Source organism: Pseudoduganella sp. LjRoot289 (genome assembly GCF_964252925.1).
Taxonomy (GTDB): domain Bacteria; phylum Pseudomonadota; class Gammaproteobacteria; order Burkholderiales; family Burkholderiaceae_D; genus Rugamonas.
Map to the genome: position 1 here is coordinate 3,552,280 of NZ_CAXUPN020000001.1, position 19,841 is coordinate 3,572,120.

Below are 19,841 nucleotides of genomic sequence, written 5' to 3' on the forward strand. Positions count from 1 at the left end.
CCGGTCATCTGACAGACAGGGAAAGGGGCTTCGGCCCCTTTTCCCTTTTCCGGAGGCCTACCACCATGAAACTTGCTATGAAACACCTTCCACCGAAAGTGAAGACGCTGCGCAGCGTGGCCGTGTGCACGGTGACCGAATGGCTGGAGCACAACGCCAGCAGCAAGGGCGCGGCGCTGGCCTTCTACACCCTGTTCTCCATCGCCCCCATCCTGGTGCTGGTGATCGCCATTGCCGGTGCCGTCTACGGCGAGGAGGCCGCCAAGGGCGAGCTCTTCCTCCAATTGCGCGGCCTGGTCGGGCCGCAAGGGGCCGAAGCGCTGCAGCTGGTGCTGGCCGGCGCGCGCAACCACGAGGAAGGCAGGTTCGCCACACTGGTGGCCGGCGCCCTGCTGCTGTTCGGCGCCACCACGGTGTTCGCGGAACTGAAGAGCAGCCTGGACAGCATTTGGCAGTTGCCGCCGCTCAGCAAGGGCACGCTGTGGGACACGGTGCGCACCCGGCTGCTTTCCTTCGGCATGATACTGGTGCTGGGCTTCCTGCTGATGGTGTCGCTCGTGATGAGCGCGGCGCTCGCTTTGCTGGAAAAATACTGGCAGGGCGTGTGGCGCGACGCCACCCTGGTGCTCACCGCGATCAACTGGGTGATCGGCTTCCTGGTGATCGCCGCCATGTTCGGCGTGATCTACAAGCTGCTGCCGCGCATACGGCTGTCGTGGCGCGACGTGGTGATCGGCGCGCTGGGCACGGCGGCGCTGTTCACGCTGGGGAAATACGCGATCGGCGCCTATATCGGCAACAGCGGCGTGGCCAACAGCTTCGGCGCGGCCGGCTCGCTGATCGCCCTGCTGCTATGGGTGTATTACTCGGCGCAGATCTTCTTCCTCGGCGCCGAGTTCGCGCGCCAGTACGCGCTGCAGCTGGGCAGCCTGAAGCACCACCCGCGCGACGAGCACGGCGACCTGCTGCCCGGCCAGCGCTAGCCGGCGGGCGGCCGCTCACCGCGCCAGCGGCAATCAGTGCGGCGCGGCGCGCGCGGCGGCGGCGTGCGTGATATCGAGGCGCCCTTCCCCCAGGCAGCCCGCAACGGCGACCGGCACGGCGCCGGGCCGGTCCACCGCCTGCAGGTGGAACAGCAGCTGCCCGTGCGCCAGCTCGCCCCAGCCCGCCATGGCCAGCTGACCCGAACGGTGCTGTACGATCACATGCACGCTGCAGGCCAGGCCTGGCACCGGCTCGGCCAGCACCACATGGTCGACATGGCAGCCGTCTTCGCCCATCGAACGCGTGACCACCGCGCCCAGCACGGTCGGCTGCTTCAGCAGGTCCGCCATGCTGTCGGGCCGGGTGGCTTGCCGCGACGGGCAGACCACATGCGTGGCCTGTCCGTCGCGCAGGCAAAGCAGATTGTCGGCATCGCACTCCAGAGCAGGGGAGCTGGCGCGCAAGGCAGCCAGCACGGCCTGCGACAACTGCGCGGAGGGCCGCTCCACCGCCAGCGCATGGCCCTCGTGATCGGGCAGCGCCAGCAAGCCATCGGCGCCCGAGAAAATCGGCGCGCTGCGTTTGGCATTGCCTGGCGTGCCTTCGGTAAGGATAGTCATGTTCTTCTCCTGTCATCGGCAACGGAGTGACATTTATACGCCGCAGGCCGGCAAAATTCAAGCGGCAAGACCCACTTTCGCAGCCGGGGCCGGCTACTCCCCCAGCAGTTCGGCCACCGCTTCCATGCCCTCGACGCGCTCGGCCACGACCTTGACGATGACGATCACCGGCACCCCCAGCAGCAGCCCCCACACGCCCCACAGCCAGCCCCAGAACAGCAAGCTGACGAACACGGCGGCCGGGTTCATGCGGGCGATGCGGCCCGTCATCCAGGTGGTGACGAAGGTGCCGACCAGGGTGGCGATGCCGAGCGAGGCGCCGGTCACCAGCAGCACCATCTGCAGCGATTCGAATTGCAGGAAGGCCACCAGGCCGGTCGCGCTGGTGATCAGGAGCGGCCCGAAGTAAGGCATGATGTGCAGCAAGCCGGCCACGATGGCCCAGGCGCCCGCATTCTCCAGGCCGATGGCGCGCAGTGCCATCCACATCAGCAGCGCCAGCAGCACATTGGTCACCAGCAGCATGAACATATAGCTCTGGATGCTGCTGTTGATGTCTTCCAGGATATGCACGGTGACCTTCTTCTTGCTCAGCGACGGCCCGGTCAGCTTGACCAGCTTGCGCTTGAAGGTATCGCCGGCCAGCAGCAGGAAGAACACCAGGAAGATCACCATGGTGGCCTGGCTGACGAAGCCGGCCAGGCCCATCGAGCCGGCCCACACCCAGTCGATCACCTTGATGCCGCCCGAGTCGGCCTGCGCCGGCTTGCGCGCCGCGCGCCTGGGGCTGCCGGACGCGGCCTGTTCGATTTCGGTGGCCACGGCCTGGATGCGCTCCAGCGTGCTGGGGCCGCCGCCGAGTTTGTTCTGCATCAGGCGCGACAGTTTGTGCGTGGCGGCGGGGAGTTCTTCGACGATGTTCTGGAATTCGCCATGCAGCTTGTCGCCGATGACGGCCGAACCGAACAGGATGGCGGCGGTGACCAGCGTGGCGCCCAGCGGGCGCGGCACGCGGATGCGCTCCAGCCAGCAGACCAGCGGATTCAAGGTATAGGCGATGAAGATGCCCAGCAGCAGCGGCACCAGGAAGTGCTTGGCCCACTGCAGCGCGTACAGGAAAGCGACGGTGGCGATGATGCCGAGGGCCAGGCCGCGCGCGTTGACGTGCAGCGGAATGCGGCTGAGGTGCTCGGCTTGCGGGGCCGCTGCGGCATCGGCCGGGGAGCCGGCGGGTTCGTGTTCGGCTTCGGGGTCGGCGGCGGGTTCTAGCGCGGCATCGGCGGCCGCTTGCGGAGCGCCGGGTGCGGCGGCCGGTGTGGCGCCGGGTGTGGCGGACTGTATGGCGGACTGTGTGGCGGACTGTGCAGCGGGTGGCGCTGCGGAGGTTGCGGGATGTGCCGTTGCGGGCGGCTTGCTGGGTGCTTCGTCGGCTGCGTGGATCATGTTGTCTCGATCGCTGCCAGCAACCATCCCCGAAGGGACGGCGCCGGCCGCATGGTTACTTCACGCGGATGTCGTTCTTGACCGCCTTCACGCCCTGCACGCCGCGGGCGATTTCACCGGCTTTGGTGATGTCGCCGGGCTGGGCCACAAAGCCGCTCAGCTGCACGGTGCCTTTGAAGGTCTCGACGTTGATCTCGGTCGATTTCAGCGTAGGCTCGTTGAAAATGCTGGCCTTCACTTTGGTGGTCAGCACGGTGTCGTCGACGTATTCGCCGGCGCCTTCCTTGGTCGGGGTCGAGGCGCAACCCACGACGGCAAACACGGTGGCGGCGGTAAATGCGGCGGTAGCGATTTTTTGAGCGATCTTCATGGTGGTTCTCCTTGGTTGGCGAGTGCTCAACTGAGCAGTCTGCAGTTTCCCCCAGTTCCAGCGCACCATCTGTACGCTAGCGTACACACTACAACTATTTTCATCCCGGGCAACAAACCCAGCCGGGATAAGGCTTCGTGCGTTTCCGCACAGACCCTGCCCTTCCGGCTGGCTATGCTTTAAGCACACTTTTCAGGAGACCGTTATGAAGACCACGCAAACCCTCGCAGCAGTGATGATCGCGGCTTCCGCCCTGATCACAGGCTGTTCCACCAGCAATACGCAGCCGACCAATTATTCCAGCATGAGTAACGACTCCACTTATGGCGTCATCGATTCGATCCAGATCGTGCGTCTCGATCCCGCCACCAGTGGAGTCGGCGCCGTGGCCGGCGGCCTGATCGGCGCACTGGCCGGCAACCAGGTCGGTTCCGGCAGCGGCCGCACGGCAGCCACCGCAGCCGGCGCCATCGGCGGCGCGGTCGTGGGCAACCAGGTCGAACGCAGCCGCAACCAGCCCTACGACGCTTACCAGATCACGGTCCGCCTCGATAACGGCGAGTACCGCACCGTCAACCAGGACAGCGTCTACGACCTGCGCGTGGGCAACCGCGTGCGCATGGTCGAAGGCCGCGTCTACCGTTACTAAACCGTCCCGGAAAAAAATCAAGGAGAACGCCATGGGCACCATTATCCTCATCGTACTGGTCCTGTTACTGATAGGCGCGCTGCCGGCCTGGCCGCACAGCCGCAACTGGGGATACGCGCCCAGTGGCATTACGGCTCTGATCGTCTTGATCCTGCTGTTTATGTTGTTTACCGGCCGGCTCTAGCCTGCCGCCCGTCGAGGAGTCCATCATGAAACGCACCATCGCCATGGCCTTGCTGGCCGCCTGCTGCGCCGCCCAGGCGCAAGTCACCCCGCCCGAAGTGGCGGCCAAGCAAGCTCAGGAAATCAAGCGCGGCGACCCCGCCCGCTGGTCGAAGGAAGACCGCAGCACCGCGCAGCAGATGGCCACGCTGCGCAAGGAAATCAACGCCGCGCTGGCCGAGGCGCGCGCCGGCTGCAAGCAGCTGCCCAGCACGGAACGCGCCGACTGCATGCGGGAAGCGCAAATCGCCTACCGCAGCGACCTGGGCAATATGCGCCAGCAAATCGCCAACGCCAACAACCCGCAGCAGGGCGTGTACGACACCAGCGGCCGCTGATATTCAGCCTGTAAACGAAAAATGCCGCGGACTTCGCGGCATTTTTTGCGTCGGCAAGCACGGCAATGGCTAAGGCTTGCGCCTGGACAGCCACAAGCCGCCCGCCACGGCCAGCGCGCCCACCAGCAGCGCCGGCTTGACGAGACGGCGGCGCGCGATAAAGCCGCCCACTTTGAGCGCGATCGGCAGCGCCCGCGTCAGGCCCATGCCCTTGACCAGGCCGGCCAAGCCGCCCAGACCGGCGCCGCCCTCGCCCGTGGCGCCGCCCAGGCCGCCGAACAGCGACGCCAGGCGGTGCTGCACGACGCCCAGCGCGTGTTCGATGGCGCCATGCACCAGCGCGTCCGGACGCAGCGCGTTGGCCACCTGCGCCCTCGCATGCAACACGCTCACGCGGTACAGTTCGCCTTCGCGCACCAGCTGTTCCTTGGCGGCCGATAATTGCGTACGTTGTTGGTCTTTGCTCATACGGTCTCCCCGGTCACAGCAGCATGTCGCGGTCGGCCTTCAGCTCGGTCATCGTGACCGGCAGCGCCAGCTTGCCCTGCTTGAGCAGGCCGCGCGCCACCATCACCAGCCACAAGGTGAGGACGATGAAAGCGAGCGCCAGCATCAGCAGGATTTTCCAGCCCATCGCTTCCCAGGCCAGATAGACCACGGTGGCGGTGCTGAACGCCACCGCGAACCAGCCGGCCACCAGCGCCAGCGCGAACACGACCGACAGCTGCACCAGATGCTCGCGCACCTCGGACAGCTCCAGCGCGGCCAATTCTATCCGCGACAGTATCAGCCGCGCGGTGTTGCGGCAGACGCCGGCCAGCGAACCGATCAAGCCAGGGGCAGGCGATGCAGGGTGCTCCATGTCAGCTCCTGGCACGCCGAATTACTTGCGGCCCAGGATGACACCGACCAGCAGGCCGACGCCGGCCGCCAGGGCGATCGAACGCCACGGGTTCTCTTTGACGTAGGCGTCGGTCGATTGCGCCACCTGCTTGCCGGCCGCTACCGCGCTCTGCTGCGCCTCGTGGGCCTTCGCCAGCGCCGTGTCCAGCGCGCGCATGCCGCGGCCACGCAGCTCTTCGGCCTTTTCGCCGGTCAGCGCGGTGGCGGCGGTAAACAGGGCCTGAGCGTCTTTGACCAAGGTTTTCACGTCGTTGTTCACGGTACTGATATTATTTTCAAGCATGATGGGCTCCTGTTGTTTTGGTGGGTGAAAAGGTACTACATTAAAGAAAAACCAGTATGTATCATTCCAGCAAGTCGCGCATGTCGTCGGCGTGCTCTTCCTCCACCGCCATGATCTTGATCAACAGCTGGCGCGTGGTGGGATCCGACTCCCCGATCTGGGCGATCATCTGGCGGTACGATTCGATGGCTACCCGCTCGGCGATGAGGTTGGCGCGCACCATGGATTGCACCTCCCCTGACTCATCATACTCGGCATGGCTACGGGCGAGCAATGTTGCTGGATTGAAATCAGGCGAGCCGTTTAATTGAATGATACGCTCGGCCAGCCAGTCCGCGTGTTCCTGCTCTTGCATCGCGTGTTCCAGGAACTCCGCCTTGACGCCGGCGTTGTCGCGCCCGGTCACCGTGTAATAGTGGCGTTTGTAGCGCAGGATGCAGACCAGCTCGGTGGCCAAAGCGCCGTTGAGCATCTCGACGACCGCTGCACGGTCACCCTGGTAGCCTGCCGTGACGGGGCCGTCGGCCAGGTTCTGCGCAGCCGCGCGGATGGCTGCCGTATCGATGCCGGCGGGTGGAGCGAGGGGGGATTCAGCCATGATGTTTCCTTTTTAAAAAGTTCAGCGGCGTTGCGCGACCGGACGGCCGGCGTCGGACACCACGATTTCAACGCGGCGGTTCAGCTGGCGGGAACCGGCCGAGTCGTTGCCGGCCACGGGATAGGCTTCGCCGTAGCCGCGCGTGCTGATGCGCGTGCCTTCGATGCCCATGGCCATCAGCGCGCCGCGCACCGCTTCGGCGCGGCGCTGCGACAGTTCCAGGTTGTGCGCCGAGCTGCCGGTGCTGTCGGTGAAGCCTTCGACCATCACGTTGCGGTCCGGATTCTGGGCCAGCACGTCGGCCAGCTTGCGCAGCGTGCGCTGGCCGCCTTCGGTCAGCTGGGCCTGGTCGGTATTGAACAGCACGTCGCCGAAGGTGACGACGATGCCGCGTTCGGTCTGCTTGGCTTGCAGGTCGGCCAGCTGGGCCGCCAGGGCGTCGGCCTTGGCTTGCGCGTCGCGCGTGGCCGCGGCCTGGCTCTCGGTGGCCATGCGGGCGGCGTCAGCCTGGGCCTTGGCCGTCTCGGCCTGCGCCTGGGCCTGTTCGGCGCCGCGCTTGGCCTGCTCCGCTTCCACGGTGCGCGCCTCCAGGCGGATCTGGTCGCGCTGGCGGGCGGAATCGGCCACCGACGCCTCGGCACCCTTCTGCTTGGCCACTTCCTGCGCGACCGCGATGCGCTGCTTGGCCAGGTAGGCCAGCTTGTCCACTTCGGCCGGGTCATCCTTGCGCGCCGCGGCCTCGTTGGCACGGTCCAGCGCGGCGGTCGCCTGGCGGAATTCCACCGGGGCGTACTGCGCCACCGAAGGATTGTTCTGCGCGGCCATGTAGTCGCCGCGGGTCTGGTCCAGCAAGCTGGTGGTGGTCGGTGCGGAACTGCAAGCGGCCAGGGTGATGGCCAGCGCCAGCAGGGCTGGCTTGAATAGCATTTTGCTCATGATGAAATCCTCTTCTTTTTTAGGCGGGGTTTTAAACGGGGGGTGTATACGGCTTATTTGACGGCTTATTTGACGGTCGTGGTATTGGCACGGTCCAGCTCTTCGCGCAGCACGCGGATATTGTCCTGCAGCGCGTTGGCGGCGGCGCTGGCCTTGGCCGAGTTGGCCTTGCTTTGCGCCAGCGTGGCGTCGGCCTGGGCCTGCGAAGCCAGTTCCCGCGCCTTCGCGTAATCCTTGGCCGCCAGCGCCTGGTTGGCGCGCAGCATTTTTTCGCGGGCGGCGGTCATTTCAGCGGGGGCCAGCTCGGCCGCGCCCGACGAGGTGGCGCTGTCGACCGCCGCGCGCGACACGGCGACATCGGCGGTGGCGGGGGTCTTCTGGCTGGCGCAGCCGGCCAGCGCCAGCAAGACCAGGCCGCACAGGGCGGAAACGGATTGCATACGCAGCGGTGTGCTCATTGTTATTCTCCTTGAAGATATTGATCGTGTAGACGTTATAAGCGTTCTGGCGGCCCCATTCAGTACGGTGCCGCACATAGCACTGCGCATGCGTGGTGTAGGCTGTCCCTATAGCGAAACAAGGTACAGAAAGGCCCGCCATGACCCTGCCCCGCCGAAGCAAAATCGCCCTCGCCAGCGCCGGCGCGCTGATCGCCGTGCCCGCCATCGCCCTGGTCGTGCTGCTGAACGTCGACTGGAACCGCGCGCGGCCCTGGCTCAACGAAAAAACCAGCGAGGCCATAGGCCGTCCCTTCGCCATCCAGGGCAGCCTGGCGCTGACCTGGGAAAAGCAGATCGTCCCCGAACGCGAGCGCAGCTGGCGCGACCGCCTGCCGTGGCCGCACCTGGTGGCCAAGGATGTGCACATCGGCAATCCAGCCGGCATGGCGCCGGCGGAGATGGCCAGCGTGGACGAGTTCTCCTTCTCGCTGAACCCGTTCGCGCTGCTGGCCAAGGAGATTTCCATCCCGGTGCTGCGTTTCGAAGGCCCCACCGTGCTGCTGCAGCGCACGCCCGACGGCGCCAACAACTGGACCTTCGAAAAAAAGGACCGGCCCTCGCCCTGGCGGCTGGACCTGCAGCGCGTGGTGTTCAACAAGGGCACCGTGCACTACAAGGACGCGCTCGCCAAGGCCGACGTGACGGCCAACGTCGACACCCTCAACGCCGATCCGGCCTATGGTGTGGCGTGGAAACTGAAGGGCAGCTGGCACGACGCGCCCGTCACCGGCGGCGGCAAGGCCGGCGCGGTGCTGTCGCTGCGGCAGCAGACCACGCCCTACCCGATCGCCGCCGACGTCACCCTGGGCGGCACCCGCATCGCCGTCGAAGGCACGCTGACCAAGCCCACCGCGCTGGCCGCGCTGGACATGCGGCTCAAGCTGTCGGCGCCCAGCATGGCGCGCCTGTACGGCCTGACCGGAATCGTGCTGCCGGAAACGCCGCCGTTCACCACGTCCGGCCACCTGAGCGCCTCGCTGGGCAAGGACAGCGGCCACTACATCTACGACAAGTTCACCGGCAAGGTCGGCTCCAGCGACATCGCCGGCCACCTCGAATACAAACAGAAGGAAGGCAGCCGGCCGCGCGGCTACCTGAGCGGCAATGTGCAGTCCCACTTGCTGCAGTTCGCCGACCTGGCCCCGCTGGTGGGCGCGGACTCCAACGCCAGCAAGCAGGCGCGCGGCCTGCCCGCGGTGCAGCCGGCCGGCAAGGTATTGCCGGTCGAACGCTTCCGCACCGAGCGCTGGAGCAGCATCGACGCCGACGTGAAGTTCAAGGCCGACCGCATCGTGCGCGAAAAACAGCTGCCCATCGCCAGGCTGGTGACCGACATCCACCTGAAGGACGGCGTGATCGCGCTGACGCCGCTCAACTTCGACTGGGCCGGCGGCACCATGGCCTCGAACGTCAAGCTCGACGGCAGCGGCAAGACCAGCAAGGACGCCATCCGCGCCGAGCTGAAAGCCAGCGCGCGCCATTTGAAACTGAAGGAACTGTTCCCCACGCTCGACGGCCTGAAGGCGAGCGTGGGCGAAATCAACGGCGACGCCTCGCTGAGCGCGACCGGCAATTCGGTGGCCACGCTGCTGGCCGCCTCGAACGGCGAAGTGAAGGCGCTGATCAACCAGGGCAGCATCAGCAAGCTGCTGCTCGAACAGATGGGCCTGAACCTGGGCAATGTGGTGCTGACCACGCTGACGGGCGACAAGCAGGTCAAGCTGAACTGCATGGCGGCCGACTTCGTCGTCAGCAACGGCCTGGCGCAGACCCGCCAGTTCATCGTCGACACCGAGGATGCCACCATCAACGTCGGCGGCAGCATCAACCTGGCCAGCGAGCAACTGAACCTGGTGCTCAAGCCCGACAGCAAAGGCTTGCGCATCATTACGCTGCGCGCGCCGCTGTATGTGAAAGGCACTTTCAAGGATCCGGACGTCAGCGTCGACAAAGGCGTGCTGGCGATGAAGGCAGGCGGCGCGGTGGCGCTGGCGGTGGCCGCGGCCCCGGTGGCGGCGCTGCTGCCGCTGATCAACACCGGCCCCGGCAAGGACAGCGAATGTGCCCGCTTGCTGGCGCAGGCGCGCGTGAAGCCGGTGGCGCCGCCGCCCGGCAAGACGCAAAAACACCTGCCTGCCCGCAAGCAATAAGCCGATGGAAGTGCGGTGGCGAACAGAACATTCAGCGGCGGCGACGTAATCTGCACCTGTCGGCCCCGCGCTGCGCGTCTCCCGGCGCCAGGCGCAACCTTTAAGGAGCACTATATGAAACCCTTGAAATCCCTGCCCGCCCTGCTTTCGACGCTGATGCTCGCCGCCATGGTCGGCTGCGCCTCGACGCCCGTGTCCGAGAGCACCGGCGAATACATAGACGACGCGGTGCTTACCACCAACGTCAAAGCGGCCATGGTGAACCAGCCCGAGCTCAACGCGTCGGAAATCAACGTCGAAACCTACAAAGGCACGGTGCAGCTGAGCGGCTTCGTGTCCTCGCAGGCGGACATCGACAAGGCCGTCGCGGCGGCCCGCAGCATCAACGGCGTCAAAAGCGTCACCAACGACATGCGTTTGAAATGAAGATCCGAAAAATAATCCAAGGAGAAACATCATGAAATCGATACAACACCTCGCGGCCATCGCCGCCATCCTGTCGCTGAGCGCTTGCGCCGGCATGTCCCAGCAAGATAAGAACACGGCGGTCGGCGCAGCCGTGGGCGGCGTCGCAGGCTCCGTGCTGACCGGCGGCAGCACCATGGGTACCGTGGGCGGCGCGGCGGTCGGCGGCGTGATCGGCAACCAGGTCAGCAAACCGCCGCGTTAAACGCGCCCCGCAAAACGAAAGGACTTCTCGCGAAGTCCTTTTTTTCACCCTGCTATTTTCACCCTGCTGTTTTTAGCCTGCCGCCCCCGCTCCGTCACAGGAAAACATTCGCCATGCCGATGCTGCCGGTGTCCTTCACCATCTCGTAGCAGCGGCAGGACACCGCCTCCAGTCCGGCCGAATCGAGGATCTCGATATTGCCGCGGCTGTAAGTGATCAGCTTCTGGTTCTGCAGCGCGCTGGCCGCCTTGGTCACGCCCACCCGCCGCACCCCCAGCGCGTGCGCCAGGAACTCGTGCGTCAGGTGGAACTTCTCGGATTGCAGGCGGTCGCGCGTGATCAGCAGCGAACGCGCCAGGCGCGCCTCCAGCACATGGAAGCGGCTGCACACGGCAATCTGGATCGCCTGCGCCAGCAAGGTGTCGGTGTAGCGGTACAGCAGGCGCTGCAGCGACTCCATGCGGCCGAACTCGGCGCAGAAATCGGCCGCGTGGATGCGGCTCGCGTGCCCGGCGCGCTGCACCACCGCGCGCACCTGCGCCAGCTCGTGGCCCAGCGCCACGGACGCGCCTATCATGCCCTCCCGTCCGACTGAACCGACCTCCAGCGTCATGCGCCCTTCCGCCACGGCCAGCAGGGAAATCAGGCTATCGGAAGGAAAATAAATGTACTGGATGGCCTGGCCCGGCTCGTACAGCACGTCGCCCACTTCCACGTGCACCTGCTCGCACAACGATTCGAGATGCAACAAATCGTCCTCCGGCAAGCTGGCCAGCAGCCGGTTGCCGAAATCGGGCGGCGGCGCCATATTGCTGTGCTCTGTGGTGAAGGTCAGGTTCATTGGGTAGCTTAGGTGGCATTCTGCATCATGAAACACAGCCTAACGATATTGATTTTCCGCGTATGTACGGTGACGCACGGAACCACAAGCGCTGGCCGGGGAAAATCCATGCATCAGTTCAAAAAGGATAAAAATCATGAATACGCCCTCTACCCGCAGCACCCATCCGCTGCTGTTGATCGCCGCCGTCGCCGTCGTGCTGTTCTGCGGCGTCGGCATCGCCGCGCTGATGGGCTGGCTGCCGACTTCCGGTTCGGCCGCCGCGCCCGCCTACACCAGCGCCAGCGGCATGTCCGACAGCAGCCAGCTGGCCGCCGCCAATCTGGCGCGCGAGCCGGTCTACCCGCCCGGCTACCAGCCCGGCCCCGCGCCGTCGCCCGACAACTACGCGGCGCCGCCGGTGCGCGAACCGGTGCGAGATTCCGCTCCGCAGCGCCTGGCGCAAGCCGAGCCCGCCGCGCCCGCCGTCTGCAAGAGCTGCGGCGTGATCGAATCCGTGCGTGAAGTGACCACCCGGGCCCAAGGCACGGGCGTGGGCGCCGGCGTCGGCGCCGTGGTCGGCGGCCTGCTGGGCAACCAGATCGGCGGCGGTCACGGCCGCCAGCTGGCCACCGTGGCCGGCGCGGTCGGCGGCGGCGTGGTAGGCAACCAGGTCGAGGGCAATATGCGCGCCACCCGCAGCTATACCATCCAGGTGCGCATGGACGACGGCAGCCATCGCACCTTCCACCGCAGTTCGCCCGGCTGGCAGTCGGGCGAGCGCGTCCACGTCGTGAAGGGCGATCTGCGCAAGGGATAAACGCTGTACCAGGCTGGTCTACTACAAGGAGAACACGATGGCTAAGCTGCTGTGGGGATGGACCATACCGCTGGGATTGCTGCTGGCGCGCATGGGGTACGACGAAGTGCGTGCGGCCGACAGTGCACAGCCCGAACTGACCGCGACCTTGCTGCTCACCTGCGGCCTGCTCAGCGCCTTGCTCGGCCTCACCGGGATGACCGGCGTGCTGGCCTGGATACCCCGCCCCGGTCGAACACATCGTTTATGTACGGCACCGAACAGAGACGCCGCCGCGCAATCCCGATAATGAAAGCTCCTAATACAGATTGAGACGAGAGGACACTATCATGTTATATACCATCGCTGTCGTACTGATTATTCTTTGGCTGCTGGGCCTGGTGACTTCCTACACCGTCGGCGGCTTCATCCACATTCTGCTGGTCGTGGCCATCATCATGGTGCTGCTGCGCCTGATTAGCGGACGCGGCCTCTAGCACGGAGACAGCCTATGAACCACATCACCAAGCAATCCCTGGCCGGCGCCCTGGCGCTGGCCGTCGCAGTGGCCAGCACCGGCTGCGCCGACATGTCGGCCACCCAGCGCGGCACGGCGACCGGCGCCGGTGCCGGCGCCGCCTTGGGCGCACTGATAGGCGGCACTACCGGCAGCCACAGCAGTGGTCGCACCGCCGGCGGCGCCCTGATCGGCGCGGCTGCCGGCGCCGTGATCGGCAATATCTGGTCGACCCGCATGGAAAACCAGAAGCGCGCCATGGAGCAGGCCACGCAAGGCACCGGCGTTCAGGTCAGCAAGACCGACGACAACCGCCTGCGCCTGGAAATTCCCAGCGATATCTCCTTCGACACCGGCCGCGCCGACATCAAATCGAACTTCCGTCCCATCCTGGATCGCTTCGCCACCACCCTCAACGACAATCCCGCCGCCACGGTCAGCATCATCGGCCACACCGACAGCACCGGCAGCGACACCATCAACCAGCCGCTGTCGGTGGACCGCGCTTCGCATGCGCGCGACTACCTGGCGCAGCGCGGCGTTTCGCCGACCCGCGTGGTGGTCGAGGGGCGCGGTTCGCGCGAACCCATCGCCTCCAACAACGACGACGCCGGACGCGCCCGCAACCGCCGCGTGGAAATCTATGTGGCCGAGCCGCAACCGCGCGGCTAGCTACGCAGCAAGTTGGAGTATGCTGGCAGCTTACGCACACCGGGAGCCGCCATGCAGTCCTACCGTCATCTGATCCCGGCCGCAGCGATTGCGGCCGTTTTCTTTAGTTCCGCCCAGCCCGCCGCGGCGCAAAGCATGCGCCCGGGCCTGTGGGAAATCAGTAACAAGATCCAGTCCGGCAACGGCCAGACCGCCGCCGCCCTGGCCGCCGCGCAGAAGGAGCTGGCCAACATGCCGCCCGAGCAGCGCAAGATGATAGAAGGCATGCTGGCCAAGCAAGGCGTCGGCATGAGCGTGAGCGGCGACGGCGTCAAGATCACCCACTGCGTGACCAAGGAAATGGCGGACAGGAAGGAGTTGCCGACCGGCCAGCAAGGCGACTGCACGTCCAGCAACACGCCTGTTCCCGGCGGCATGAACGTCAGCTTCAGCTGCGTCAAGCCGCCTTCGAGCGGCACCGGCCAAGTCAAATTCCAGGGCGACAGCGCCTACACCATGACGATGGATGTCAACAGCACCGTCAGCGGCAGGCCGGAAAAGATGACGGTGCACAGCGTGGGCCGCCTGCTCAGCCCCGTCTGCCCCGCCGGCAAGTAATCAGGCGTTTTCCATGAAGGCGAAGTACAAGTCGCGCGCCTGGGTGGCCACCGGCCCCACCGGCAGCGCACGGCCTTCGTAGCGCACGCACGGCGTCACCTTGCCGTAGTTGCCGGTGTTGAAAATCTCCACCGCCGTCAACAATTCCTCCGGCTTCACCGAACGCTCCTCGACCGCCACGCCGGCTTCGGCCAGCAGCTTGATCACGCGCGCGCGGGTGATGCCGGACAGGAAGGTGCCGTTCGGCACCGGCGTCACCACCCTGCCCTCGGGCGTGACCAGGAAGAGATTGGCTGTGGCGAACTCGGCCACGTTGCCCGCGCTGTCCAGCATCACCGGGTTCTCGAAACCCTTCTCCTTGGCCTCGCGCAGCGCCTTGGTCGAGTTGGCGTACAGCGCCGAGGCCTTGGCGTCGGTGACCGCCATGTCCGGGTCCGGACGGCGCAGCGTGGACAGGCCGGCCGTGAAGCCGGTGAACGGCGGCATGGCCGCGTCGAACAGGGTCAGCGCGAAAGCCGACTTGTCGGCCACCGGCACCAGCAGGCCGTCGGTGCCGAACACCAGCGGACGGATATACAGTTCGGCATCGGCCGGGAACCTGGCCACGCCCTCGCGCACCAGCTTTTCCATCTCATCCACGCTGAGCGGGCACACCAGGCCGACGCTGGTGGACGAGCGGATCACGCGCTCCAGGTGGGGGCGCAGATCGGGCATGCGGCCGCGCACCGAGCGCGCGCCGTCGAAGACGGACGAGCCGAGCCAGACGCTGTGGTCCATGGCGCCGAACAGCGGCGTATTGCCTTCGGTCCAGCTGCCGTTGAAATAGGTGAGATACATGGGAGGTTCCGAGCGGTTGTTGTACACAGCCTTCGACTGTAGCACAAGGGCTGCGCGCCGCGCTTGGAGGAGGTCAGAACGAATGCCGCAGCCCCAGGTTCACGCCGCTGTTGCCGCGGCCCCGGTCGGTGGCGTTGCCGACGGTGTAGCCGGCGCCGTTCTTGTTCTGGATCCTGGCATAGGCCGCGTACAAGCTGGTGCGTTTGGACAGCGCATAGGTGACGCCGGCGGCGATCTGGTTGGCGTCCTGGTTGGCCGGCGTGCGGTCGTTCTTGCGGATATAGGACACCATGAAGGTGGCCGCCCCCATCGGCACCGCCACGCCGGCCAGGATGTCGTGGCTGTTGGTCGACGGCGTGGGCGCGACCAGCGCGCCGTAGGGGTTGGACGGATCCCAGGGCGAACTGCCGATGCCCCGGTTGACCCCGTACGCCGCGTACAGGATGGCCGACTTCATCATGAAATTGGCCGCCACCAGGGTGTTGCGCGAGGAATAGTCGACCGCCGGCACGACGCCGGTCGCGTCCGACAGGTTGTTCTTGCGCTGGTGCGCCACGCGCAGCACGAAGGGGCCGTTCTCGAAGCCTATGGTGGCGCCGTAGGCGCGGTTGTAGCGCGTGCTGTAAGGCGACTCGCCGAAGCTGTAGATCGCACCGGCGCTCCAGCCGCGCACCACCGGGGTCGAGTACTTGACGGTGTTGTCGTAGCGCCTGGTGGTGTAGCCGGCCAGATTGGTGGCGCTGCCCGCGAGGCCGCCACGGAAGGGGTCGGCGACATCGATCAGCGTCTCGTACTGCAGGTTGTACTGGCGGCCCAGGGTGATCGCGCCCCAGCGGCTCTCCAGGCCGATGAAGGCCTGGCGGCCGAACAGGCGCCCCTCCTCGGAGGCCCCGGTATCGGCGCCCACGCCGGCCTCCAGCGTGAACACGGCGGCCACGCCGTCGCCCAGGGGTTCGCGCCCCGACACGCCCAGCCGCGAGCCGGTCGAAATGCCGCTGCTGACCTTGGTGTTCGCGCAAGCCGTCCCGCAGCCGCGCTCGCTCACCACGCCCGCGTCGAGCACGCCGTACACATTCACGGAAGACTGCCCCTGCGCCAGCGCTGGGAGCGGGCCTAGCAGTGCATAAGCCAGCAAATAAGCCGGCAATGCTGTCCAGAATGCGGTTTTCATGATCGATCTCAAGCGCGGTGACCACTGTATGGAGACAGCATACTGCGCGCCGCGTTGCGGATCTGTGCGCACGCTCACATTCCCGGCTGTTCAATTGTCGTCCGCTTGATATTCATCAATGGGCTTAGGCGTATAGTTGTGTAAAGAGAATAAAACACTGCCTTGGAGACAAAAATGCCCCATCCGACCGCCCAGGCGCGCATTGCCGCCCTGTATGCCAGCAAGCGCATGTCCGCCAGCGACGCCGTCCAGCAGGTGCGCGACGGCGACTTCATCATCGTGCCGTCCGGCGCCGGCGAGCCGCCCACCCTGCTCGCCGAGCTGTCCGAGCAGCGGCGCCGTTTCCGCGACGTCAAGGTGGCGCAAATCCTTGCGCTGCGAAAATACGGCTACTTCGACTGCGACACCGTGCAGCACGTGCGCCACGTCGCCCTGTTCTTCGGCGGCGCCTCGCGCGCGGCCGGCCAGGCCGGTTGGGCCGATTTCATCCCGGCCTACTTTTCCGAACTGCCCAGCCTGATCGAACGCAGCCAAATCCCGTCCGACGTGGTGTTCTCGCTGGCCTCGCCGATGAACGAGCACGGCTACTTCTCGCTCAGCCTGGGCGCCGACTACACCATGGCGGCCGTGCAGAAGGCGCGCGCGGTGGTGCTGGAGGTCAACCCCAACGTGCCGTTCGCGCACGGCCAGTGCCATGTGCACGTGTCGCAAGTGGCTGCGCTGGTCGAAAGCAGCGAGCCCGTGTTTGAAGTCGGCCTGCCCAAGATCGGCCCGGTGCAAGAGGCCATCGGCAAATACGTGGCCGACATGATAGAAGACGGTTCCACCCTGCAGATCGGCTACGGCGGCATCCCCGACGCGGTGGTGATGCAGCTGACCGGCAAGAACGACCTCGGCATCCACACCGAGATGATAGGCGACGGCATCCTCAACCTGGTGGAGGCCGGCGTCGTGACCAACCGCAGGAAGACCTGGCTGCCCAACAAGATGGTGGCCACCTTCGCGCTCGGCTCCAAGCGGCTGTACGATTTCATGCACCACAACCCCATGCTCGAGATGCACCCGGTCAACACCACCAATGATCCCTACATCGCAGGCCAGAACGACAAGCTGATCGCCATCAACGCCAGCCTGCAGATCGACCTGCTGGGGCAATGCGGCTCCGAGAGCATCGGCCACCTGCCCTATTCCGGCACCGGCGGCCAGGTCGACTTCGTGCGCGCGGCGAACCGCTCGCGGGGTGGCAAAGCCTTCATCGTGCTGCCCTCGACGGCCAAGGACGGCACGCTGTCGCGCATCGTCCCCACGCTCACGGCCGGCACCCACGTCACGACCGGCAAGAACGACATCAACTACGTCGTCACCGAATATGGGGTAGCCCAGCTGCGCGGCAAATCGGCCCGCCAGCGCGCCGAAGAGCTGATCGGCATCGCCCACCCCGACTTCCGCGCCGAACTGCGCCAGGCCGCCGCCAGGATCAATCTCTGCTAGCCCCGGGCAAAAAGGGGCCAGGGTTATTTTTTCGAGCAAAAAGGGGCCAGGGTTATTTTTCCCCTCGGGCGGAAATAAATAACCCTGGCCCCTTTTGAGTCGCCTTTCGAGTCGCACGCGCAAATCATAATCCTGGCCATAGCACTTTTACTCCACAGGAAATGTGCGGTCGCAGCATTTGCGCTAGACTAGGGCATGCTTAATATTCTTGAAAGCATCTCCGATGCGACCACCAGCATCGACACGCTGGTTCAACTGTTCAATGCGCTGCGCCCCAAGCGCCCTTCCGATGCGCCCCGGGCCATTGCCAACGTCCGCACCCTGACCCTGCTGCTGCGGGCCGATCCGGCGCGCGCCCTTGCCTTGCGCGACTACGCCCTGCGCCTGCTGACCGCGCGCCGCCACGCCAGCTTGTACACCGAGACCGGGGTGCTGTCGAACGACGGCTTCTTCACCGAACTCAAACGCCGCATCGCCTACCGCGTGCTGCCGCCCGCCCTCGGCGACGAGTACCTGAGCGATGCGCTGGACCAGATCGCCTGCGAACAGACCGACTACCTGTGGATCCGCGCCGTTCCCGCCGCCGACTGGCTGGCGCTGTTCGATGCCATCCTCACCGCCGCGCCCGGCACGCGCAACGTCATGCTGGCCGGCCTGCTGGAGGCGATACGCACGCTGTCCTACCGCGTGGCCGCCATCGGCCTGGAACCGAAGCTGACCAACTTCCACACCGAGATCGAGGTCTTCGACTCCCCGTTCACCGAACAGAACCGCGAAGTGAACGCCTACCTGGACGGCTACCTGCTGCCGGACGGCCGGGCCGGACAGGTCGAGGACGCCAAACACCTGCTGGTCATGCTGGACCAGTGCGACGCCGTGGTCGCGAAAATCCGCAAGAAGGCGCTGGCGCAAGGCACCAGCATCGCGCTGACCTATCTGCTGCTGACCTTGACCCAGAGCGTGGACCGCCTGCGCAAGCTGCTGTTCCTGGTCGACACCTCGGGCGAGCTGCCGAGCGCGCCGACGGTGGACGTGGAAGCGGTGGCGCAGGCCGTCACGCCGCCCCATTTGTCGCCCACTTCGCCGTCCAGCCTGCGCCGCGCCGCCGGCCTGGCCCTGGCGCTGGAACTGATCGAAGCGCACAACAAGAAGTACACGGTGCGCGACCTGCTGGCCGACAATATCCACCTGCTGGCGCGCAACGTCACCGAGAACGCCAGCCGCACCGGCGAGCACTACGTGGCCGACAACCGCGGCCAGCTGCGGGGCATGTTCCTGTCCTCGGCCGGCGCCGGCCTCATCATCGGCTTCATGGCGCTGTTCAAGATCCTGATGGGCAAGCTGCGCGCCGCGCCGCTGGTCGAAGCCTTCCTGTTCAGCATGAATTATTCGCTGGGCTTCATGTTCATCCATTTGCTGCACTTCACCGTGGCCACCAAGCAGCCCGCGATGACGGCCTCGCGCATCGCCACCGGGCTGCAAAGCCGCGACGGCAAATACCTCGACGTCGACAGCATGGCCGAACTGGTCAACAAGGTGTTCCGCACCCAGGTGTGGGCCGTGCTGGGCAACCTCGCCACCGCCATCCCGACCGCCTGGCTGATCGCCATGGCCTGGCAGCGCGTCAGCGGCCAGCACCTGGTGACGCCGGAAAAAGCCATGCACCTGCTGCACGACATCGACCCGGTCGGCAGCCCGGCCCTGCTGTACGCGGCCGTGGCCGGCGTCTGCCTGTTCCTGGCCGGCCTGATTTCGGGCTACTACGACAACAAGGCCTTGTACACGCGCTGGGCCCAGCGCATCTCGCAGCGGCGCGGCCTGGGCCGCCTGATCGGCCAGCGCCGCCTGGACCGCCTGGGCGTCTACCTGGAAAACAATCTGGGCGGCCTGATGGGCAACTGCTACTTCGGCATCCTGCTCGGCACCATAGGCACGGTCGGCTTCCTGGTCGGCCTGCCGATCGACATCCGCCACGTTACTTTCTCCTCTGCCAACTTCGCGACAGCAATTGTTGGACTGGATCACAATGTCACCTGGCAACTGGTGTTGAAGTCCGTATCCGGATTCCTCGCCATCGGCGCGGTCAACCTGCTGGTCAGTTTCAGCCTGGCCCTGTGGGTGGCGCTGCGTTCCCGGCAAGTGCGTTTCCAGCATGGCTTTGCCCTGTTGAAAGCACTGGGACGGCGCTTTATGAAAGCGCCGGTCGACTTCTTCCTTGGCGCCAGGGACACGGCCCCCATATTGCCGGAAGAGTCGATGACCAAGAGATAA

The 19,841-nt window shown here is 65.8% G+C and carries 26 protein-coding genes; 14 read left to right on the forward strand and 12 right to left on the reverse strand.

The genetic code is table 11. The features are described 5' to 3' along the window. Positions 1-77 precede the first annotated feature (77 nt). Positions 78-983, forward strand: coding sequence for a YihY/virulence factor BrkB family protein (locus ACSQ8Y_RS15130; protein WP_436267278.1), 906 nt, complete (start codon positions 78-80; stop codon positions 981-983). A gap of 33 nt (positions 984-1,016) precedes the next feature. Here ACSQ8Y_RS15130 and ACSQ8Y_RS15135 read toward each other — a convergent pair whose 3' ends face one another. The 3 genes from ACSQ8Y_RS15135 to ACSQ8Y_RS15145 form a co-directional block, all read right to left on the reverse strand. After that, positions 1,017-1,604, reverse strand: a complete 588-nt coding sequence (locus tag ACSQ8Y_RS15135; protein WP_436267279.1) for a hypothetical protein — start codon at positions 1,602-1,604, stop codon at positions 1,017-1,019. A 93-nt stretch (positions 1,605-1,697) separates the two neighbouring features. After that, positions 1,698-3,047 carry an AI-2E family transporter gene (locus tag ACSQ8Y_RS15140; RefSeq protein WP_436267280.1) on the reverse strand — a complete coding sequence of 450 codons (1,350 nt, stop codon included), beginning with the start codon at positions 3,045-3,047 and terminating at the stop codon, positions 1,698-1,700. Between the two features lie 55 nt (positions 3,048-3,102). Further along, positions 3,103-3,417, reverse strand: a complete 315-nt coding sequence (locus ACSQ8Y_RS15145) for a BON domain-containing protein (RefSeq protein ID WP_436267281.1) — start codon at positions 3,415-3,417, stop codon at positions 3,103-3,105. Between the two features lie 205 nt (positions 3,418-3,622). Between ACSQ8Y_RS15145 and ACSQ8Y_RS15150 the strand changes: the two genes are divergently transcribed. Genes ACSQ8Y_RS15150 through ACSQ8Y_RS15160 form a run of 3 tightly spaced genes read left to right on the forward strand, consistent with a single transcriptional unit; the run spans position 3,623 to position 4,626 of the window. Next, on the forward strand, positions 3,623-4,066 hold the full coding sequence (locus ACSQ8Y_RS15150; protein ID WP_436267282.1) for a glycine zipper 2TM domain-containing protein: 444 nt from the start codon (positions 3,623-3,625) through the stop codon (positions 4,064-4,066). A 31-nt stretch (positions 4,067-4,097) separates the two neighbouring features. Continuing rightward, positions 4,098-4,250 carry a DUF3309 domain-containing protein gene (locus ACSQ8Y_RS15155; protein WP_436267283.1) on the forward strand — a complete coding sequence of 51 codons (153 nt, stop codon included), beginning with the start codon at positions 4,098-4,100 and terminating at the stop codon, positions 4,248-4,250. 25 nt (positions 4,251-4,275) lie between these two features. Further along, positions 4,276-4,626, forward strand: a complete 351-nt coding sequence (locus ACSQ8Y_RS15160) for a hypothetical protein (RefSeq protein WP_436267284.1) — start codon at positions 4,276-4,278, stop codon at positions 4,624-4,626. 69 nt (positions 4,627-4,695) lie between these two features. On the opposite strand, the gene ACSQ8Y_RS15165 is transcribed toward ACSQ8Y_RS15160, so the two are convergent. From ACSQ8Y_RS15165 to ACSQ8Y_RS15190, 6 genes are all read right to left on the reverse strand, one after another. Next, positions 4,696-5,094 carry a hypothetical protein gene (locus ACSQ8Y_RS15165; protein WP_436267285.1) on the reverse strand — a complete coding sequence of 133 codons (399 nt, stop codon included), beginning with the start codon at positions 5,092-5,094 and terminating at the stop codon, positions 4,696-4,698. Positions 5,095-5,107: 13 nt separating this feature from the next. Further along, positions 5,108-5,488 carry a phage holin family protein gene (locus ACSQ8Y_RS15170; protein WP_436267286.1) on the reverse strand — a complete coding sequence of 127 codons (381 nt, stop codon included), beginning with the start codon at positions 5,486-5,488 and terminating at the stop codon, positions 5,108-5,110. 21 nt (positions 5,489-5,509) lie between these two features. Next, positions 5,510-5,812: a DUF883 family protein gene (locus ACSQ8Y_RS15175; protein WP_436267287.1), complete on the reverse strand. Its 303-nt coding sequence runs from the start codon at positions 5,810-5,812 to the stop codon at positions 5,510-5,512. A gap of 61 nt (positions 5,813-5,873) precedes the next feature. Further along, positions 5,874-6,410, reverse strand: coding sequence for a ferritin-like domain-containing protein (locus ACSQ8Y_RS15180; RefSeq protein WP_436267288.1), 537 nt, complete (start codon positions 6,408-6,410; stop codon positions 5,874-5,876). A 21-nt stretch (positions 6,411-6,431) separates the two neighbouring features. Continuing rightward, positions 6,432-7,346 carry an OmpA family protein gene (locus tag ACSQ8Y_RS15185; RefSeq protein ID WP_436267289.1) on the reverse strand — a complete coding sequence of 305 codons (915 nt, stop codon included), beginning with the start codon at positions 7,344-7,346 and terminating at the stop codon, positions 6,432-6,434. Between the two features lie 65 nt (positions 7,347-7,411). Next, positions 7,412-7,804, reverse strand: a complete 393-nt coding sequence (locus tag ACSQ8Y_RS15190; RefSeq protein WP_436267290.1) for a DUF4398 domain-containing protein — start codon at positions 7,802-7,804, stop codon at positions 7,412-7,414. Positions 7,805-7,944: 140 nt separating this feature from the next. Between ACSQ8Y_RS15190 and ACSQ8Y_RS15195 the strand changes: the two genes are divergently transcribed. The 3 genes from ACSQ8Y_RS15195 (at position 7,945) to ACSQ8Y_RS15205 (ending at position 10,666) form a co-directional block, all read left to right on the forward strand. Beyond that, positions 7,945-9,996: an AsmA family protein gene (locus tag ACSQ8Y_RS15195; RefSeq protein ID WP_436267291.1), complete on the forward strand. Its 2,052-nt coding sequence runs from the start codon at positions 7,945-7,947 to the stop codon at positions 9,994-9,996. A 114-nt stretch (positions 9,997-10,110) separates the two neighbouring features. Then, complete coding sequence (locus tag ACSQ8Y_RS15200; RefSeq protein ID WP_436267292.1) at positions 10,111-10,422, forward strand: BON domain-containing protein; 312 nt, start codon at positions 10,111-10,113, stop codon at positions 10,420-10,422. Positions 10,423-10,453: 31 nt separating this feature from the next. After that, on the forward strand, positions 10,454-10,666 hold the full coding sequence (locus ACSQ8Y_RS15205) for a glycine zipper 2TM domain-containing protein (RefSeq protein WP_436267293.1): 213 nt from the start codon (positions 10,454-10,456) through the stop codon (positions 10,664-10,666). A 94-nt stretch (positions 10,667-10,760) separates the two neighbouring features. Here the strand turns inward: ACSQ8Y_RS15205 and ACSQ8Y_RS15210 are convergent, their stop codons facing one another. Further along, positions 10,761-11,507, reverse strand: a complete 747-nt coding sequence (locus tag ACSQ8Y_RS15210) for a Crp/Fnr family transcriptional regulator (RefSeq protein WP_436267294.1) — start codon at positions 11,505-11,507, stop codon at positions 10,761-10,763. A 136-nt stretch (positions 11,508-11,643) separates the two neighbouring features. Between ACSQ8Y_RS15210 and ACSQ8Y_RS15215 the strand changes: the two genes are divergently transcribed. Genes ACSQ8Y_RS15215 through ACSQ8Y_RS15235 form a run of 5 tightly spaced genes read left to right on the forward strand, consistent with a single transcriptional unit; the run spans position 11,644 to position 14,071 of the window. Beyond that, positions 11,644-12,306: a glycine zipper 2TM domain-containing protein gene (locus tag ACSQ8Y_RS15215; protein WP_436267295.1), complete on the forward strand. Its 663-nt coding sequence runs from the start codon at positions 11,644-11,646 to the stop codon at positions 12,304-12,306. A 37-nt stretch (positions 12,307-12,343) separates the two neighbouring features. Continuing rightward, positions 12,344-12,595 carry a hypothetical protein gene (locus ACSQ8Y_RS15220; RefSeq protein ID WP_436267296.1) on the forward strand — a complete coding sequence of 84 codons (252 nt, stop codon included), beginning with the start codon at positions 12,344-12,346 and terminating at the stop codon, positions 12,593-12,595. 40 nt (positions 12,596-12,635) lie between these two features. Beyond that, positions 12,636-12,782, forward strand: coding sequence for a lmo0937 family membrane protein (locus ACSQ8Y_RS15225; RefSeq protein WP_436267297.1), 147 nt, complete (start codon positions 12,636-12,638; stop codon positions 12,780-12,782). 14 nt (positions 12,783-12,796) lie between these two features. After that, positions 12,797-13,474: an OmpA family protein gene (locus ACSQ8Y_RS15230; protein ID WP_436267298.1), complete on the forward strand. Its 678-nt coding sequence runs from the start codon at positions 12,797-12,799 to the stop codon at positions 13,472-13,474. A 51-nt stretch (positions 13,475-13,525) separates the two neighbouring features. Further along, complete coding sequence (locus tag ACSQ8Y_RS15235; RefSeq protein WP_436267299.1) at positions 13,526-14,071, forward strand: DUF3617 domain-containing protein; 546 nt, start codon at positions 13,526-13,528, stop codon at positions 14,069-14,071. Here the strand turns inward: ACSQ8Y_RS15235 and ACSQ8Y_RS15240 are convergent, their stop codons facing one another. After that, positions 14,072-14,908, reverse strand: a complete 837-nt coding sequence (locus tag ACSQ8Y_RS15240) for a branched-chain amino acid aminotransferase (RefSeq protein ID WP_436267300.1) — start codon at positions 14,906-14,908, stop codon at positions 14,072-14,074. 73 nt (positions 14,909-14,981) lie between these two features. After that, positions 14,982-16,079, reverse strand: coding sequence for a porin (locus tag ACSQ8Y_RS15245; protein WP_436267301.1), 1,098 nt, complete (start codon positions 16,077-16,079; stop codon positions 14,982-14,984). A gap of 174 nt (positions 16,080-16,253) precedes the next feature. Between ACSQ8Y_RS15245 and ACSQ8Y_RS15250 the strand changes: the two genes are divergently transcribed. Beyond that, positions 16,254-17,570, forward strand: coding sequence for an acetyl-CoA hydrolase/transferase family protein (locus ACSQ8Y_RS15250; protein ID WP_436267302.1), 1,317 nt, complete (start codon positions 16,254-16,256; stop codon positions 17,568-17,570). Between the two features lie 195 nt (positions 17,571-17,765). Beyond that, positions 17,766-19,841, forward strand: a complete 2,076-nt coding sequence (locus ACSQ8Y_RS15255) for a site-specific recombinase (protein ID WP_436267303.1) — start codon at positions 17,766-17,768, stop codon at positions 19,839-19,841.